We start from the raw sequence: 16,814 nt of genomic DNA, 5'->3' as shown, positions 1-16,814 counted from the left end.
ATCTGAGCTGCCTAGGACGATTTATATTAAATTCAGATCATTGTAAGTATGTTTATCATGGATATAGGGACAACTCCTGAGCTTGTTTCTGGCGTTTACAAAAAACTAGAGGAAAATGTTTCAAAATATAGAAAAACAATAAACAGACCGCTAACTTTGGCAGAAAAGATTCTTGCAGGACACTTGGAAGATATTGATACTTCAAAGGACTTTGAGCCTGGCAAGTCGTATGTCTTTCTCAAACCAGATAGAGTGGCATTGCAGGATGTCACAGGTCAGATGGTAATACTGCAATTCATGCAATCTGGGCTGAAACGAGTTGCACTTCCAAGCACAGTGCACTGTGATCATCTCATACAAGCTAAAGTGGGAAGTGTGGAAGACACCAGACTGGCTCTTGATGAAAATAGCGAAGTTTACAAGTTTCTTGAATCTGCCTCAAGAAAATTTGGTTTAGGATTTTGGAGACCGGGTGCTGGAATAATACATCAAGTAGTTTTAGAAAATTATGCATTTCCAGGAGGACTGATGATAGGGACTGACTCTCATACTCCAAACGCAGGCGGGCTTGGGATGGTGGCAGTGGGAGTTGGTGGTCTAGACGCGGCCGAAGTCATGGCTGGATTTCCTTGGGAGCTTCTATATCCAAAAAAAATTGGCATTAATCTAAAAGGCGAACTAAATGGCTGGACTGCACCAAAAGATATCATACTATACGTTGCATCAAAGCTTACGGTTTCAGGCGGAACAAACTCCATTGTGGAATACTTTGGGCCCGGTGCTAGAACAATAAGCTGTACAGGAAAGGCAACAATAACCAACATGGGAGCAGAGATCGGAGCTACATGTTCATTGTTTCCATATGATGAAAAAATGGAAGCTATCTTAGGGCGACAGGCCGTGAAAAGATTGCCGACATTGCAAATGCTCACAAGGAATCACTTGCTGCCGATCCGGATGTTGAGCAACATCCAGAAAAATATTTTGATAAAGTAATTGAAGTTGATCTTTCAAAACTTGAACCGTATATAGTAGGTCCACATACGCCAGACCTTGCAAGGACAATCTCACAGCTTGCAGACGATGTCAAGAAAAATAACTATCTAGATACAATCTCTGTTGCACTGATTGGCAGCTGCACCAATTCTTCTTACGAAGACATGACAAGAGCTGCAAATGTGGCAGAGCAAGCAAAGGCCAAAGGATTGAAAGTAAAGATCCCTCTCTTGGTGACACCAGGCTCTGAACAGATACGCGCTACAATAGAAAGGGATGGACAGATGGAGACACTACAACAAGTTGGAGCAACTGTACTGGCAAATGCATGTGGGCCATGTATTGGACAATGGCAAAGACCTGAACTAAAACCAGGTGAGCCTAACACTATCATCACATCATATAACAGAAATTTTCCGGGAAGAAACGATGGTAGAAGAGAGACGATGAACTTCATAGGAAGTCCAGAGCTGATTGTTGCACTTGCTCTTGGAGGAAGGTTGTCATTTAATCCGCTGAAAGACCAAATTACTGCATCTGATGGCAAAAAATTCACACTAGAGCCTCCAAAAAAGGCACCAGAAGTTCCACTGCTAGGATTCCAAAGTGTAAAAGATGTCTACGTCCCGCCTTCTGATATTCCAGATCTTGTTGCAGTAACAATTCCTGGAAACAGTAACAGGCTTCAAAAACTTGAACCATTTGCGAAATGGGATGGAAAAGACTTTGTAAACTTGCCAATCTTACTGAAGGCAAAAGGAAAATGTACGACAGATCACATATCACCTGCAGGTTCCTGGCTGCAATTTCGAGGCCATCTTGATAAAATCAGTAACAATATCTTCTTGGGTGCAGTTAATGCGTACAACAACGAAGTAGGAAAAGGAAAAAATCTCCTCACTGGTACCATCGATGCTTTTCCAGCCATTGCAAGACAGTACAAGGACAAGGGATTGCGGTGGGTTGTAATTGGTGATTCCAACTATGGCGAGGGAAGTAGCAGGGAGCATGCTGCCATGTCTCCAAGATATCTTGGATGCGCTTCAGTAATAGTGAGAAGTTTTGCAAGAATTCATGAAACCAATCTGAAAAAACAAGGCGTACTTGCATTAACATTTGCCAATCCATCTGATTATGACAAGATTAGGGAAACTGACAGGATCAGCATTGTAGGGCTCTCAGAGATACAGCCAGGCAAACAGTTGCAAGCATACATCAATCATGATGATGGTACCAAGGAGGGCATGTTGCTAAACCACTCTTACAACAATTTCCAGATAAAGTGGTTCCAAGCAGGATCTGCCCTTAACATATTGCGTGAAAGAGAAAATCTCTTGCACTAGCTACTCAGCAACTTAAAATGTTTTGGTGTGGTATTATCTGTACAATGAGCCGTAGGTTTGACCCAAGTGAATTGTACAACAGAGTAGTGCACTATTACATTGACAAAAAAGGATATTCTAAAGAACAGGCAAATCAAATAGCCCAAAGTGTTGTTCAAAGAGAAGAGACAAGGCGCATATGTAAAAATGTAAAATGCGGCCATTCAGTAGACGATCACATCAGAACAAAAGAGACGTGTCTTGTACTGGATTGTGATTGCAGGCAATTTGTCATCTAGAAACCTTTAGGATTATCTTTCCAAACTGAGCGCTTTCTTCCATCTTTTGATGTGCAAGCTTGACATCTTTGAGAGAAAATACGCTGTCAATTATTGGCCTTATCTTATTTGATTTCATGAATTTGTGCAGTGAAATCAACTGTAATTTTGTGCCAAGATATGCGCCAGTTATGCTGGCTTCCTTGCTGTAAAAAGCTCTAATGTTTACATTGGCTTCTCCTCCAGTGGTTGTACCGCAGGCAATCATTTTTCCGCCAACCTTGAGTATCTCAATACTTGTAGGCCATGTCTTTGCCCCGACATGATCAATTACTGCATCAACACCTTGGTTCTTGGTATGCTTTAGGGTCTCAGCCATCACATCTGATTTGCTTCTGTCTATGACCAGATGTGCTCCAAGTTTTCTTGCAAGGCCTATTTTATTTTCATTTGATACTACCGTTATGATTCTAAAGCCTCTTGCCTTGGCAAGAAGTATTGCAGCAGAGCCGACACCGCTGTTTGCACCCCAAATGAATACAGTGTCGCCTTTTTTGCATCTTGATCTCTCAAGCATATTCCATGCAGTAAGATATGATATGTTCAGTGCACATGCTTCAATGTCTGTAAACCAGCTTGGCTTTTTTACAATATTTTTTTGTGGAACTTGGACGAGTTCTGCATAGCCACCATGATACTTGCCAAAGCCTCCTATGATGGAGTATGATGTTCTTGGCACATCGCTTTGTATGGCGGGATATACTACAACCTTGTCACCTTTCTTGAATTTCCCAAATCCCTCCACAAGGGTACCAGAAATATCACAACCTAGGATGTGAGGAAATAAAACTTGCTTGCCAGGTAAACCGTTTCTAACCCATATGTCAAGGTGGTTTACCGCGCAATAATCCACTTTGACTATTGCATGACCATTTGCTGTCTGAGGCTCATTGATTTCTTCATACGACAAAACATCTGGACCGCCGTGTTTTCTAATTACTGCTGCCTTCAATTATGTAACATAAACAAAAATCACTATTTAAAGAAAATATAATTTTTGAGGCTTTGCAAAAAGGAGTCTATCAGGACTTTAGGTTATGCATGGCTTGCAAGTCCTTTGCAAACTGTTGCAACTCATCTGGGATTGCCATCTCGATTGAATCTTTCAAAGAGAGGTTTTGTTCCTTTTTCTTATTCCACACGTTAGAGTTGAACTCTGTAATTGGTTTTGTGAATTTTGTCCAGTCTTCATGATTTTCTTGCTTGTGGAAACTTTTCCTTGTGAACTGTCTTGTCAGAGTATAGAATCTGCCAAAGATAATCTGTAATAAATGGCGTTATCGGTGCCAAAAGAAGAAGCAATGTGGAAAGAACTTTGTGCAGTGTAAAAATTGCCGCATTTCTTTCCTCTTCGCTAAAACTGTCGCTGTATGCACGACCCTTTACCATTTCAATATAATGCGCAGCAAATACATTCCATGTAAACTCGCGAATGCTAGTTGAAGGAATGAAAAAGTTGTAATCATCAAACCCCTTCTTGCATTCTGCTACCACTTTATCCAATTCTGACAGTATCCATCTATCTGCAGGATATGTCTTGTCTGACTTTACAATAGGAAAGCCTGATAGGAATCTCGATATGTTCCAGAGTTTGCTTAGAAACTTCTTTGTAGTTTCAATTTTTTGCTCAGAACATCTAAAGTCATAACCGAGGTTTATCTCGCTTGCACTCCAGAACCTGAATGTATCTGCACCAAATTTTTGAATTACCGGGAGAGGATCGATTACATTTCCTTTGCTTTTGCTCATTTTTGTCCCGTGCTCATCAACACCATAGCCCATAATCCATGCCTCGCTCCACGGAGTCTTCCCGGTAAGCTGTTCGCATCTCAAGACTGTGTAGTAGAGCCAAGTTCTCACGATGTCTTTTGATTGTGGTCTGATTGTTGCAGGATACGTCTTTTTGAAAAATTCCTCGTCATGGCCATACTTTGAGACATATAGCGGCGAGACGCTTGAATCCATCCAGGTATCAAAAGTTCTTTCCTCTCCGACAAACTCTGTTGCACCACATTTTGTGCATTTTGAGATGGGGCTTGGATCTTTCCACGGTCTGTAATATTTGCCAGGCTCCGGTATGTGGGGCTCTGAGCATTTCTTGCAGTACCATATTGGAATTTCTGTTCCGTAAAATCTTCTCCTTGAAATGGGCCAGTCAATTGTTATTGATTCTAGCCAATTCATGAGGATCTGTTTGTGCATCAAAGGATGAAAGACAATCTTGGAGCCCAGTTCCTTTATTTTTTCCACGGACTCTTTTTGTTTTAGATAATATTCTTCCATCGGGATTATCTCAATTGGCGCCTTGCTTCTCTCAGAAATGGGAGTTCTGTGATTGATGCTTTCTACTTTCTCGACCAAGCCTTGGTTCTGCAGATCCTCGATTATCTTCTCTCTTGCCTGTTTTACTTTGAGTCCTGCATATTGTCCTGCAACTTCGGTCATTCTGCCATTTTTGCCAATAGCTACAACTTCTTGCAGTTTGAGTTCTCTGAATAACGCAACATCGTTTTGATCACCATAGCTGCAAACCATTACAGCTCCTGAACCAAATTCTTTTTCTGCTGAAGGATGAGTTCTAACCTGAACCTCTCTGTTAATGACTGGAATTATTGCGCTCTTGCCTATGGTATCCGCATGCCTTTCATCTTCTGGATTTACAATTATTGCCTGACATGCACACAAAAGCTCAGGCCTTGTACTGGCTATTGTAAGAACCTTGTCGGAATCTTTTATCTTAAATTTCATGTAAACTAGTTTGGTTGGAATTTCTTCATAGGTTATTTCTGCATCTGCAATGGTGGTTCCAGTAATCCAGTCATAGTTGTTTGGCCTATTTGCAATGTATATCAGCCCCTTTTTCCACAACTCTATGAATGTGGACTGGGTAAGTGCTCGATATTGTTCAGAATCAGTTCTATAGTATTCTGAAAAGTTGCCGCTAAGTCCTAGGCTTTTCATTATCTGAATCATCTCTGCCTCTAGGTCATCTAGTGCAGTAGCGCACAATTTTAGAAACTCTGCCCTGTCTGTCTCATGCATACGTATGTTGTGCTTTTTTTCCGTGTACATCTCCACAGGCAGGCCGTTTCTGTCAATTCCTATTGGAAATAATACGCTCTTTCCTGTCATTCTTGCAGTTCTTGCAATCATGTCTATCTGTGCATAGTGAGCCGCTGCTCCTATGTGCCAAGGTCTTCCAGATGGATATGGTGGAGGAGTATCAATTACAAAAACCTCTCCTTGTGGCTTGAAATCATAGTCCCTAGAATCTTCCCATTGTTTTAAAATCTGCTTTTCAATCTCAGGATTCCATGCGGTTTCCTTTATTTTTGGTTCCATGTTACTATGATCTTGAGATCTGTGAGATAATGTGGGCTCCTTTGTTATAGCCCTCATAGACGTATACCCCAACCGCTTCCACATTCTTTGGCATCTTGGGAACTAGAAGTTTTATTATTTCAGTTGACAGGTTTTCAACTGTTGCCTCTCCTTCTAGCAGATATGTTGTATGTTTTGGAACCCGGAGATCGAATTTTCCCTTGGGACCATCAAATGCTATGTTATAATGAATATCATCTTCTTTTGCAAGATATTTTCTGTTGATGAAGAATTTGTGATCTAGAATTGAAATCACTTCCTTGATGATCTTTTTTGCCTCTCCAAAATCAACAAGCAGGTTGTTTTTCATTTCTCCTACAAGTTCTACCATGACTGATGATGTATGGCCATGAAGGATAGAGCACTTTTCTACCAGCGGCAAGATGTGGGCGTAATCAAATGCAAACGAAGGATCCTCGATGAATATGGAACCTGTCTGCACGTCTTTTGTTTTGTAAAGTACGATATCTTCAAGCTCTTTTAGTTTGGCAGCAAGTTTTGGATGACCAATGGCAATTATCTTTGCATCAGAATTTTCTTGTTTTAGTTCCTTGTATTTTGTTATGTCTTTTTCATCATCTATGATTTCAATGAGACCTTTTTCCGTCTTAAAATCGACGTTAACTTTATTGCCATTTTTCAATGTAAGGCTGTAATCGTATTCATATTCCACTCCAAGAAATGTCAGCATCTCAGCTATGGAAAGCTCTGTCCTGCTTCTTAGGAGGTTTCCCTTTTTGTCGATATAGCGAAAATCCGAGTCAAGAATTGCCGAACCGCTTGGCATTTGAAAAATTTTGGATTGTCCGTATATAAATTCTGTACAGGTCGCTTTGTCAGTGAAAGTACTATTTTGCTAAAGAGTTGAGCGTCCTTGCAAGGTTGATGTCATTTTGTGTTATTCCGCCTGCATCATGAGTTACCAATTCTACCTTGATCTTGTTGTATACGTTGAACCATTCTGGATGATGGTTCATCTTTTCTATGTGCATGGAAGCCTTGCTCATAAAGCCAAAGGCCTCTATAAAGTCGGCAAAAACAAAATCTTTGTGAAGTTTACCAGTTTACAACACTCCATCCTTGCAAACTTGCTAGTTCTTTTTGGATTTGTTCCTCGGTTAGTTTGACAAGTGCCATGATTTTTTCTAGCGAATCCTATATTTAACTCTCATAGAAAAAGTACTAGATCGTAAATAAAATGACAAATCCTGTAACGAAAATACATGAGCAGATGATTCATGCAATACAAAAAACACTAGCAACAAAAAAAATTGCAATAGCATTTTCTGGCGGTGTTGATAGTTCACTATTGGCAAAAATTTGCTCTGACATTGGACTTGATGTGACACTACTTACAATAGGATTTGAAGGCTCACATGATATTGAATTCTCAAAAAAGATTGCAGCATTGCTTGGCTTCAAACACTTCACTTACATTATACAAAAAGAATCTTTTCCAAGTGTTGCAAAAGAAATTAAACTCAAAATCAGCACTGACAATCTTTCCTGGAATGAGAACTGTATAGCATTTTACTATGTATCAAAACTTGCAAAAGAGCATGGCATTGAAAAAATTCTCACAGCAAATGGAATCGATGAACTCTTTTGCGGGTATAATGCGTACAGGGAGGTTGTAGAAAACGGAGAAAAAGCAGTGATGGCTCTAATGGAGTCAAAACTTGAGAATGAAATTAAAATGATGAAGGCAGTAGATGTGATATCTTCGGGGTTTGGCGTAAAAATATTGCAGCCGTTACTTTCTGAAGGGTTTGTCGCCTTTGCAAAAACTGTTCCAATAAAAGACAAGATAAAAAACAAGGATGACCTGAGTTCGAAAGCACATAATTCGAAAACTTGCCCTGTCAGTTGGAGTTCCACGCGACTCTGCACTGAAAAGAAAAAAAGCACTACAGTATGGTTCGCTTATTCACAAAAACTTGATGAAATCTAAGAAAACTTGACACAGGACTTTTTGACTATGCCATGGACGTTTTTGATTATCTGGTCAGATGCGCCAAGGTGGTTTTCTGGGACAAAGATGTTGTCTATCTCATCTCCTGTGAGGTGAGATGATATTGCATCGTCATCTTTTACGGCATCTCTGAAATCAATCTCGCTTTCTAATGCTGCAAACGCGACACGCTGTATGTCTCTGTATGCTTCAAATCTTGGAACCCCTTTCTTTATGAGCGCCTCTAGTACAAACTCTGCAAAGATTTGGCCCCTTGTAAATTCTAAATTCTTCCTGATTCGCTCTTCGTTGACATGCAATTCTTTTAGAATTTTTGTCATTGCTTCTAGCATCTCATCGAGTAAAATGGCACTTGTGGGTAAAATGAATCGCTCATTTGCAGAATTTGAAAGGTCCCGTTCATGCCAAAGAGGGAATGTTTTCAAATGTAACCGAAATCTGACTTCGTAATAGCTTTGAAAGCGACGTAACGCGCTCGCTTTTTACTGGATTTCTCTTAACTGGAACAGCGCTACTTCCCATCTGTCCTTTCCTGAATGGTTCTGCCACTTCGCCTATCTCTGTTCTCTGGAGATTTCGTATCTCTACTGCCAGTTTTTCCAGCGTAGATCCAATTAGCGCCAGGGCAAAAACATATTCTGCATATCTTTCACGTGGTACCACTTGGGTTGTTACATCTGCAGGAAACAAGGCAAGTTTTCTTGCAACTCTTTTTTGAACTTCAAGTGCCTTTGCTCCCATGAGGGAACCTGTTCCAACAACCCCCAAAGTCTTGCAAATTAAGATTCGCTTCTTGATTTCTTCAATTCTTTCAATGTGTTTTGCCATTTCAAGTGCAGGATTTGCAAATTTTAAACCAAATGAAATTATGCTTGCGTGTTGGCCGTGAGTTCTTCCTACCGCAGGTATTTCCCTGTATTTTATTGCCAATTCTGATAAAATGATGGCAAGTTTTGCTATCTTGGGTTCTATTATGCGAATTGTGTCCCTCATCTGCAAAGAATTACTGGTATCAACAAGATCATTGCTTGTCAAACCATAGTGAATCCAAGGTCTTGCAGAAGATTTGCATAGCTCGCTGAGTGCCTCTACAAGAGCGGCAGTGTCATGATCGCTTTTTGCCTCTAGCTGTTTTACTCTTTTTGTAGTTATTTTTCCAGATCTTGCCATCTGTGCAATATTTTGTGCCGCACTTTTTGGAATCATTCCTATCTCTGATTGTGATTGAGCTACAGCTGCCTCGATCTCTAACTGGATATGAAATCTTTTTTTGGTCATCGAAAACTTCCTTCATGGCGTCTGTTCCATAACGGCCTGCATCAATTGGCAGAATTGGCATGTCTGAAGTAAACCATACTAGCAAAATAAATCTACTTGAAGAAGATGCAAATCAAACTCTCTTCCTCTCATCGCCAATCTTTTATACTGATATCCAAACGTGAGGATATGGATGGCTCCAAAAAAGAGAAAAAAGATGCAGATAACACAAGTGCCATGGACGAGCCTGCTGAGGACAAGGACTCTTCCCTTGATGGCAAAAAATTACATGATCTTTATAGACATACCACCAAGCTGATAAAATAGAAATTAGAAACCCGTGTCTTACTCATGATTTAAATTGTGTCCAAATATCCTTTTTCGCAGAAAGAAATGACTTCGTTAATTCCAAAAAAAATAGGAAATATGGAATATCGCATAGAGGCAGATGCTTCAAGAGGTATGAAGGTTCCAGTCACAATCTATGCAAATGAAGGAATTATTGCAAAAAATGCTAACTGATAGGACTATCACTCAAGCTGTAAATGTTTCCACGATACCTGGAGTTGTAAAACACGTAGTGGTGCTACCTGATGGCCATGAAGGATATGGCTTTCCAGTCGGTGGAGTGGCCGCCATGGATGCCGAAGAGGGAATGATAAGTCCTGGGGGCGTAGGTTATGATATTAACTGCCTTCATCCATCACTAGAGTCTATACTGAAGACGGAAATTGGAAGAGGATAACTGGAATTACAGGCAGTGACACTACCTTGTCATTTGATGTACAAGGCAAATCAACCATAAAGACAGAACCTATTCTGATTCTCAAGAAAAAACAAAATGATATCCTGCTCAAAATAACTACAAAGTTTGGAAGGGAACTACTAGTCACCAAGGACCATCCACTGCTTACAGATAGTGGGATGGTAGATGCAGGTCTAGTATCGATTGGAACTAACTTGGTCTCACATGGATTTGAAGGCCTAGAGTGCTTGGAACCTACCGAGGATGTCGTATACAATGTGAAAGATCTGAACAAGGCTATGGATGAATTGGGCATGAGCGACGTGGGCAATGCTAGAGCGCAGGTGTTAAAACATCTTGGCAGTCTAGGACTCACTGAATTAAAGACAACAAGCAACAAGCTTCCAAGGATACTAAAGCTGCTCGGCATAATACTAAGCGATGGCACAGTTCCTCAGGGAAGCAAATATGTTTCCATCTATGGAAAATTAGAGGATCTCAAATCAATAAAGAATGATCTGAATTGGTTGGGAATAAATTCCATTATAATCTCTCGGCAAAGGCACCACAAGATAAATTCACACTATGGCGAAGCTGCTTTCCAATCTGTGGAACACTCAATAAAGATATCATCTCGAGGGTTCAGAGTTATCCTGCATGCAATGGGCATTCCGTCTGGAAACAGATCTGCACAAAGATACAGAATACCGCCTTGGATAAAATCTCTTAAAGCATGGCAAAAGAGGCTTTTTGTTGCTGCATATTTTGGAGGCGAACTTACCAAACCGATTTCTAACAATGGTTATAATTTTACCATGCCGCATTTAGTGTCAGCAAACTGGAGACTTTGTTAGATAACGCATTTGAAATAGTAAATGACATAAAAGAAATCCTTGACTCTCTTGATGTAAAGACATCAACGCCAACATTAGTAGATGGCTATACCTATAACGGCAAGAAGGGTACGACAAAGGCAGTACGTTTGGGGATAGAATCCAATGCCGAAAACATGCTAAAATTTCTCAGTACTGTGGGATATGTTTACAACAAGGAAAAAGAGGTGCTGGCCAGTATGGCCTCGCTGTATCTGTGCTTTACTAGTGAGATCAAGGAACAAAGAGATAATGCACGACAGACAGCGCGAGAGATGTATTCGAGTGGAACAAGTTCTGGACAGATTTTAGCCACGCTAAAAGGCGAGTATTTTACTCAAAGCTTCATAGAGCACTCGATATGGTCTGAGAGGAAATCAGCAAGGGTTTGGGATGTCATACGCTTCAACGAGTTTATGCAAGAAGTTTCAATCGGTGATGGATACGCGTGGGACCAAATAACAGGCATAGAAGAAACTGATTATAACGGCTATGTTTATGATCTCTCCATTAACGATCACAACCATAATTTCATTGCAAATGGTGTTGTGGTATCAAACTGCGGTGTGAGGCTGGTTAGGACAAATCTTACTGAAAAAGATGTAAGGCCAAAACTAAAGGAGCTCGTACTTGAGCTCTTCAAATCAATACCTTCAGGGGTTGGCTCAAAAGGAGCAGTAAAGCTGAGCCCATCAGAACTTGATGAGGTTCTTGTACGTGGTGTACAATGGGCAGTCGATCATGGATATGGCTCAAAAGATGACGCTGACGTATGCGAAGAAAACGGACAAATAAAAAATGCAGACCCAGGCAGAGTGTCACAAACTGCACGCAAGCGAGGCTCTCCACAACTTGGCAGTCTTGGTTCAGGAAATCACTTTCTTGAGGTTCAACGTGTTGATCAGATTCATGACAAAGAGGCTGCAAACAGGATGGGAATTTACAATGAAGGACAAATCATGGTGCTAATCCACTGCGGTTCGCGAGGATTTGGACATCAGGTCTGCAGTGATTATCTTAGGACATCTGAACAGGCACTTCAAAAATATAAAATTAATCTAGTCGATAGAGAACTTGCCTGCGTGCCAAACTCTTCTGAGGAGGGTGAATCCTACAGAAAAGCAATGTTTGCGGCATTGAACTTTGCTTGGAGCAACAGGCAGATGATCACACACTGGACAAGAAAGGCGTTTGAGCGAGTCTTTGGACAAACAGAAGAAGATTTGGATATGAAACTAATCTATGATGTGGCTCATAATATCGCAAAGGTTGAAAAACACAAAATTGATGGCGAGATACGTTCGGTAGTGGTTCATAGAAAAGGTGCAACAAGAGCATTTCCAAAAGGCAGAGATGAAATCCCGCTAAAATATCGAGACTTGGGACAACCCGTCTTTATTCCAGGATCTATGGGTACTGGCAGCTGGATTCTTTTGGGAAAACCAGGTTCGATGGACTTGAGCTTTGGTTCTACTGCTCATGGTGCAGGAAGAATGATGTCAAGATCAGCTGCAAGACGCAGTTTCACTGAGAGCCAAGTTCAAAAGTCTCTTGGTGACAAAGGAATTTTCATAAAAGCTCTTACAAGAGAAGGCGTTGTTGAGGAGACACCGGAGGCATACAAGGACGTGGACGCTGTGGCAAATGTATCTCATGAAATGGGTATAGCAACAAAAGTAGCTAAACTTGTTCCTATAGGGGTAATCAAGGGATGACAGAGGAAGACAAAGAACTAGAACTTTTGAAGGCAAAACGATTACTTGAGATGCAAAAAAACATCTCACAAAAACAGAAGACTGAGGAATTAAAGACAAACCAGCCAGCTACCACGTCTACTATATCGCCGCGAGACATTGTTGTCAAGAAGCTTGGTTACAGGGGCTTGAAGTTCTTGAGAATGCAGAGGCGCAATTTCCAGAAGAGACCAGGATGGTTGTAGAAAAACTTGCAGAGTTGCTGCAGTCTGGTGAGGTTACTGAAATTATTGATGGGGGAAAACTGCTCACACTTTTTAGGTCAATTGGAATCCGAGTTAAGGTGCAAACCACAATCAAAGTTGAGCAGGATGGCAAGTTGGTATCATGGTCAGACAAACTAAAGGGAGAAACTGACGAATTAAAAGAAGAGACTGGTGAATTAAAGGAAGAATCTAAAGTAGATACTCTGGATACCTAGCAGGAAAATCCTTAGTTTATTTATGCCAATAAATCAAATTTTATAATTGTGTAATCAATCTGGAAATGTAAGATGGTTATTTTTGCAGACTTTGGCTGGGGAACTAGATGAATAACAGACCGACTATCTTAGAAATTGCAAGTACAAAATATGAAACAGATATTGAGCTAATTTCTTCTGCAATGGATAACCTGCAAATGATTTGTGAAGTACATGATGGATTTCTCATCAGCGAGCCCATGAATCGATTTGGCTGGGCGTTTTTCAAGATATTGATAAAAGATGAGCTCTTGTCTGCAATGCAACTAAAACTTGATGACAAAATTCGAGCGTCTAAAGGAAAAGCATATGAGGAAAAATTTGCAAGTTTTATGATAAACTTTTTTGAAAGTAAAAACGTGAAAGTAAAAGTAAAACTAGTTGAAGCCTAAACTCTTCTTCCTCGTTTACCGCCCTTCTTGCGGGTTGTATCGTGAGGAATAGGCGTTACATCATCAATTCTGCCAATCTTAAATCCACCTCTTGCCAGCGCTCTGATTGCTGCTTGTGCTCCAGGTCCAGGAACTCTTGATCCTACTCCACCAACAGCTCTTACCCTGATGTGAAGTCCTGTGAAACCTTTGTCATGAGCGGATCCTACAACTGCTGCAGTAGATTTCATTGCGGCATAAGGAGATGACTCGTATCTGTCTGCATTTACATGTCTTCCACCAGAGCTGATGGCTACCGTCTCGGCGCCAGAGACATCTGTGATATGGACAATAGTATTGTTATAACTACTGTATATGTGGGCAACGCCCCATTTCTCCTTAGTCTCTTTAGTTTCTTGCTCTGACAACATTTCAGAACTCTATAACGGGTTTAAAAAACATTTGTTCAGAAATTATGAGTAATCTCAATCTTGGATAGTTTGGAAGACTGTTATTGTGAAAACGTACTTGATTTCTAATCCTTGCCATATGCTTGTTTATGAGTGCCAACTCTGCGGAGCTCTATTACGTTATTGGAAAAATCAACGGTGTAGATAATTCTATTACTCTTATCGAGATTATAGGCACATGCACTTTTAGACTCTGATTTGTAATCGCCTAGTTTGATAGGGTTTTCAGACTTTACTAGTTCAGTCAAGTGCCGAGTCTACCCTTTTTTGTAAATCAGAACTCAATGAACTTGTATTGTTTGATAAACTTCTTGTTTGGCGCAAGTATCCACAATTTAACTATGTAAGTCTTTGAGCAGTTCTTCTAAAGTGCTTCGTATTATCTTAGCCTTTGACTTTATCGGACTTCATATTCTTTGATGTCTGCTATCTCTTCTGGCGTGAGATCGTCCACTGTCTTCTTTGGGTTTCTTTGTGGCTCGTTGCATGTTATCTTCACTATGTTATAGCATAGTAGAATAATTAAAACTATGTATAACTATGCGTAACTATTGAAGACGCTCCGTCTCAATTCACCCCGTCTGCTTCGCAGTTGACTAGAAAACATTAGGATCTAAGGTGAACCCATCCGCATCGTTTGAGGGGCGTTTCTCGTTCTCCGTCTCTGAGAGATACATTTTTGCCGCTGGTAACGCGACCTATTTCAAAAAGGGGCACATCTAGTCTCTTTGCAAGCCTTCTGACTGCTTGGATCTTCTTTGCAGGAACTGTGGCAACTATCTCGTACTCTTCGCCTCCACAAAAGACAAGATCTGTCAGACTCATTCTCTTCTTTTCTGCAAATGTTTCCACATCTTTTCCAGTCGGAACTGCATCTATGACAAATCTCTTTTTGCTCAATCTGCTCATATCATTTAGAGTTGTAGATAGGCCGTCGCTTGAATCCATGGAAGAAGAAAAATATCTTGCCGCCCTTAATCCAAACTCTAGCCTAGGTGTGGGCAAAAAGACACTTTTCTTGCATTTTTTAACAAATTTTGGCTCTGCTTTGATGTTCCCAAGTATGATCTTCAGCCCTGATGAAGAGTACCCAAAGGGTCCTGATGTAATTATGAACATCACCCTTTTTTTGCCCCGCCCCTTGGTAGTTATTTTTCCCGTACCAATTCCAAACATGGATACATCAATTACAATCTCCTTTCCTTTGTTTACGTCTCCCCCAACTATCTTTACATCAAATTCTCTTGAGGCTTGAGCAAAACCATCTGCCAGATCATTTATCATTTTTCTAGTAAATCCCTGAGGAATGGCAAGTGAAATGGTGGCATATCTTGGCTTGACTCCCTTGCAGGCAAAATCGCTCACACATGAAACCATGCTCTTTCGTGCAACTTGGTGTAACTTCATGCCAGTTGGAACATCTGTACTTTGAACCAGCATGTCTGACTTGACAGCAAAATTTCTATTGGCCATTGCTAGGATCTCCAAGTCTTCTGGGACAAAACTTGATTTTTGCCCAAATCTGCTCTGAAATATACTAATGATTTCTACTTCGTCTGGATTCTTCATAGCTTTTACTTACTAGATGCGAGACCTCTTTTTCTATAGATTTTGCTTTTTTCAAATTGTTTGATTCCGTAGAAATTCTGATACTATGCTCAGTGTTTGATTGTCGTACAAGAACCCAACTGTCTTCATCTATGATTGATTTTACTCCCATCCATTGTTATCACGTGGCTGAATTTTCCTTTCATCTTTTTGCTCAATATCTCCATTGTTTTTTTATGAAATTTCGAGTCTACATTCACCTTGACTCTACTTTGGAAATATCCCTTCCATGAACTTTGAAATATCAGAAAATTCTCTAGTTCCAACCATTGATGCAATCAGACCACTTGTGAGTCAATCCATCTCTGCACATGTTAAACTCAGGTAAGATAAAACCGGCACTACTTCCTTCTCCACCTGCTTGAGAGTTTGTTTTTAACATCAAATCCACAACATTAGCTTCTCCCACCTTGGATCTCTTGACTTGACCTCCCTCGTTATTGATGAATTTCTCAATAGCAACACTTGTGTCTATGCTCAAAACAAATTTTTTGTATCCAATTTCAAGCGCTTTGGCAACCCCCAGTCCTAGTGTGACATCAGGTGTTTGTTTCTTGCCGTCTTTTACTACTACAAGTCTGTCCCCATCCAAATCAAATGCAAATCCAATGTCTGCTTTTTTAGATAATTTTACCAGATCTGATAATCTATCTGCAGTTGGGTCAGGCCCGCGCGAAGACTTGCCTGGAATGTCATTTATTTTTTTTACTTTACATCCTATCTTGCCCAAAAGTAATGGGGCCACTTCAAAGGCTGCTCCGCCTCCCGTATCAACGACAACATTTGGTTTACCGCTTACATTACCAATCAATTTTGCAGCTTCTTTGATATAACTAGAATCAATTTCTGATTCTAAACCTATTTTTGCTTTTGGTCGTGGTTTTTCTTTTAACATCTGTTCTAGTTCTGATTCGTTAATCCCTCTTCCCTCTATGATGAACTTTAATCCGTTCCATTCTAGGGGGTTGTGGGAGGATGTGACAATCAGTCCGCTCCCATATTTTCTTGATTCTCTGAATGCAACTGGGGTAGGTGCCACCCCTAAATTGTACACTGAGATGCCTCTTTCCATGAGTGAGGCAGATGCAACATGAGAAAGAATTTCACTTGACGGTCTGGTATCTCGTGCCAGAATGCATTTTTTTGATTCTATGAGATGTGAAAAATTACGACAAAAATGTATTATGTCTTTGAGATTAAGATCATCAGCAAAAATTCCGCGTACCCCGGAAATTGTTACCTTCAATGAATCCAAAGCACAAAGGCTT

The 16,814-nt window shown here is 40.5% G+C and carries 15 protein-coding genes and 5 pseudogenes; 10 read left to right on the top strand and 10 right to left on the bottom strand.

The window, feature by feature from the left end; genetic code table 11:
- Nucleotides 1–57 precede the first annotated feature (57 nt).
- Both DYY67_RS04300 and DYY67_RS04295 read left to right on the top strand, forming a co-directional pair.
- A pseudogene (locus DYY67_RS04300) lies at nt 58–2,339 on the top strand (aconitate hydratase).
- Nucleotides 2,340–2,383: 44 nt separating this feature from the next.
- Entirely contained in the window at nt 2,384–2,617 is a 234-nt protein-coding gene (locus DYY67_RS04295) for a hypothetical protein (protein WP_166391061.1), read from the top strand.
- Here the strand turns inward: DYY67_RS04295 and DYY67_RS04290 are convergent.
- From DYY67_RS04290 to DYY67_RS04275, 4 genes and pseudogenes are all read right to left on the bottom strand, one after another.
- Nucleotides 2,610–3,608 carry a zinc-binding dehydrogenase gene (locus DYY67_RS04290; protein WP_166391059.1) on the bottom strand — a complete coding sequence of 333 codons (999 nt, stop codon included), beginning with the start codon at nt 3,606–3,608 and terminating at the stop codon, nt 2,610–2,612. The two genes, DYY67_RS04295 and DYY67_RS04290, sit on opposite strands and share 8 nt — an antisense overlap.
- Nucleotides 3,609–3,678: 70 nt before the next feature.
- A pseudogene (locus DYY67_RS04285) lies at nt 3,679–5,998 on the bottom strand (valine--tRNA ligase).
- Nucleotides 5,999–6,002: 4 nt separating this feature from the next.
- Nucleotides 6,003–6,824, bottom strand: coding sequence for a 6-pyruvoyl trahydropterin synthase family protein (locus DYY67_RS04280; protein ID WP_166391057.1), 822 nt, complete (start codon nt 6,822–6,824; stop codon nt 6,003–6,005).
- Between the two features lie 61 nt (nt 6,825–6,885).
- A pseudogene (locus DYY67_RS04275) lies at nt 6,886–7,174 on the bottom strand (4a-hydroxytetrahydrobiopterin dehydratase).
- Between the two features lie 61 nt (nt 7,175–7,235).
- Between DYY67_RS04275 and DYY67_RS04270 the strand changes: the two are divergent.
- A complete protein-coding gene (locus tag DYY67_RS04270) occupies nt 7,236–7,988 on the top strand; it encodes an asparagine synthase C-terminal domain-containing protein (protein WP_255492797.1) in 753 nt (250 codons plus the stop codon).
- On the opposite strand, the pseudogene purB reads toward DYY67_RS04270, so the two are convergent.
- A pseudogene (purB, locus tag DYY67_RS04265) lies at nt 7,985–9,348 on the bottom strand (adenylosuccinate lyase). The gene DYY67_RS04270 and the pseudogene purB sit on opposite strands and share 4 nt — an antisense overlap.
- 107 nt (nt 9,349–9,455) lie before the next feature.
- Here purB and DYY67_RS04260 point away from each other — a divergent pair.
- The 7 genes and pseudogenes from DYY67_RS04260 (at nt 9,456) to DYY67_RS04235 (ending at nt 13,489) form a co-directional block, all read left to right on the top strand.
- Nucleotides 9,456–9,593 carry a hypothetical protein gene (locus DYY67_RS04260; protein ID WP_166391055.1) on the top strand — a complete coding sequence of 46 codons (138 nt, stop codon included), beginning with the start codon at nt 9,456–9,458 and terminating at the stop codon, nt 9,591–9,593.
- Between the two features lie 66 nt (nt 9,594–9,659).
- Nucleotides 9,660–9,960, top strand: a pseudogene (locus DYY67_RS04255) (RtcB family protein); the annotation flags it as partial.
- A complete protein-coding gene (locus DYY67_RS04250; protein WP_166391257.1) occupies nt 9,957–10,865 on the top strand; it encodes a hypothetical protein in 909 nt (302 codons plus the stop codon). The pseudogene DYY67_RS04255 and the gene DYY67_RS04250, both read left to right, overlap by 4 nt.
- A complete protein-coding gene (locus DYY67_RS04245; protein ID WP_178084791.1) occupies nt 10,859–12,598 on the top strand; it encodes an RtcB family protein in 1,740 nt (579 codons plus the stop codon). The genes DYY67_RS04250 and DYY67_RS04245 overlap by 7 nt, the downstream gene beginning before the upstream one ends.
- Entirely contained in the window at nt 12,595–12,822 is a 228-nt protein-coding gene (locus tag DYY67_RS11525) for a hypothetical protein (RefSeq protein ID WP_320415962.1), read from the top strand. Before DYY67_RS04245 ends, DYY67_RS11525 begins: the two co-directional genes overlap by 4 nt.
- Nucleotides 12,813–13,058: a hypothetical protein gene (locus tag DYY67_RS11520; protein ID WP_320415961.1), complete on the top strand. Its 246-nt coding sequence runs from the start codon at nt 12,813–12,815 to the stop codon at nt 13,056–13,058. The genes DYY67_RS11525 and DYY67_RS11520 overlap by 10 nt, the downstream gene beginning before the upstream one ends.
- Nucleotides 13,059–13,165: 107 nt before the next feature.
- On the top strand, nt 13,166–13,489 hold the full coding sequence (locus tag DYY67_RS04235; RefSeq protein WP_166391053.1) for a hypothetical protein: 324 nt from the start codon (nt 13,166–13,168) through the stop codon (nt 13,487–13,489).
- On the opposite strand, the gene DYY67_RS04230 is transcribed toward DYY67_RS04235, so the two are convergent.
- The 5 genes from DYY67_RS04230 to DYY67_RS04220 all read right to left on the bottom strand — a co-directional run bounded on the left by DYY67_RS04230 (nt 13,486) and on the right by DYY67_RS04220 (nt 16,792).
- Entirely contained in the window at nt 13,486–13,899 is a 414-nt protein-coding gene (locus tag DYY67_RS04230; RefSeq protein ID WP_166391051.1) for a 30S ribosomal protein S11, read from the bottom strand. The two genes, DYY67_RS04235 and DYY67_RS04230, sit on opposite strands and share 4 nt — an antisense overlap.
- Before the next feature lie 104 nt (nt 13,900–14,003).
- Nucleotides 14,004–14,186, bottom strand: a complete 183-nt coding sequence (locus tag DYY67_RS10125) for a type II toxin-antitoxin system RelE family toxin (RefSeq protein WP_218584692.1) — start codon at nt 14,184–14,186, stop codon at nt 14,004–14,006.
- A gap of 358 nt (nt 14,187–14,544) precedes the next feature.
- Entirely contained in the window at nt 14,545–15,507 is a 963-nt protein-coding gene (gene thiL, locus DYY67_RS04225; protein ID WP_166391048.1) for a thiamine-phosphate kinase, read from the bottom strand.
- Entirely contained in the window at nt 15,476–15,658 is a 183-nt protein-coding gene (locus tag DYY67_RS10710) for a hypothetical protein (RefSeq protein ID WP_255492794.1), read from the bottom strand. The genes thiL and DYY67_RS10710 overlap by 32 nt, the downstream gene beginning before the upstream one ends.
- A 144-nt stretch (nt 15,659–15,802) precedes the next feature.
- Complete coding sequence (locus tag DYY67_RS04220; protein WP_255492793.1) at nt 15,803–16,792, bottom strand: phosphomannomutase; 990 nt, start codon at nt 16,790–16,792, stop codon at nt 15,803–15,805.
- Between the last annotated feature and the right edge of the window lie 22 nt (nt 16,793–16,814).

This window comes from Candidatus Nitrosotalea sp. TS (assembly GCF_011319465.1).
Classification (GTDB): Archaea; Thermoproteota; Nitrososphaeria; order Nitrososphaerales; family Nitrosopumilaceae; genus Nitrosotalea.
The sequence above is the reverse complement of the archived record's forward strand: the minus strand, read 5'-3'. Positions and strand labels throughout refer to the sequence as shown.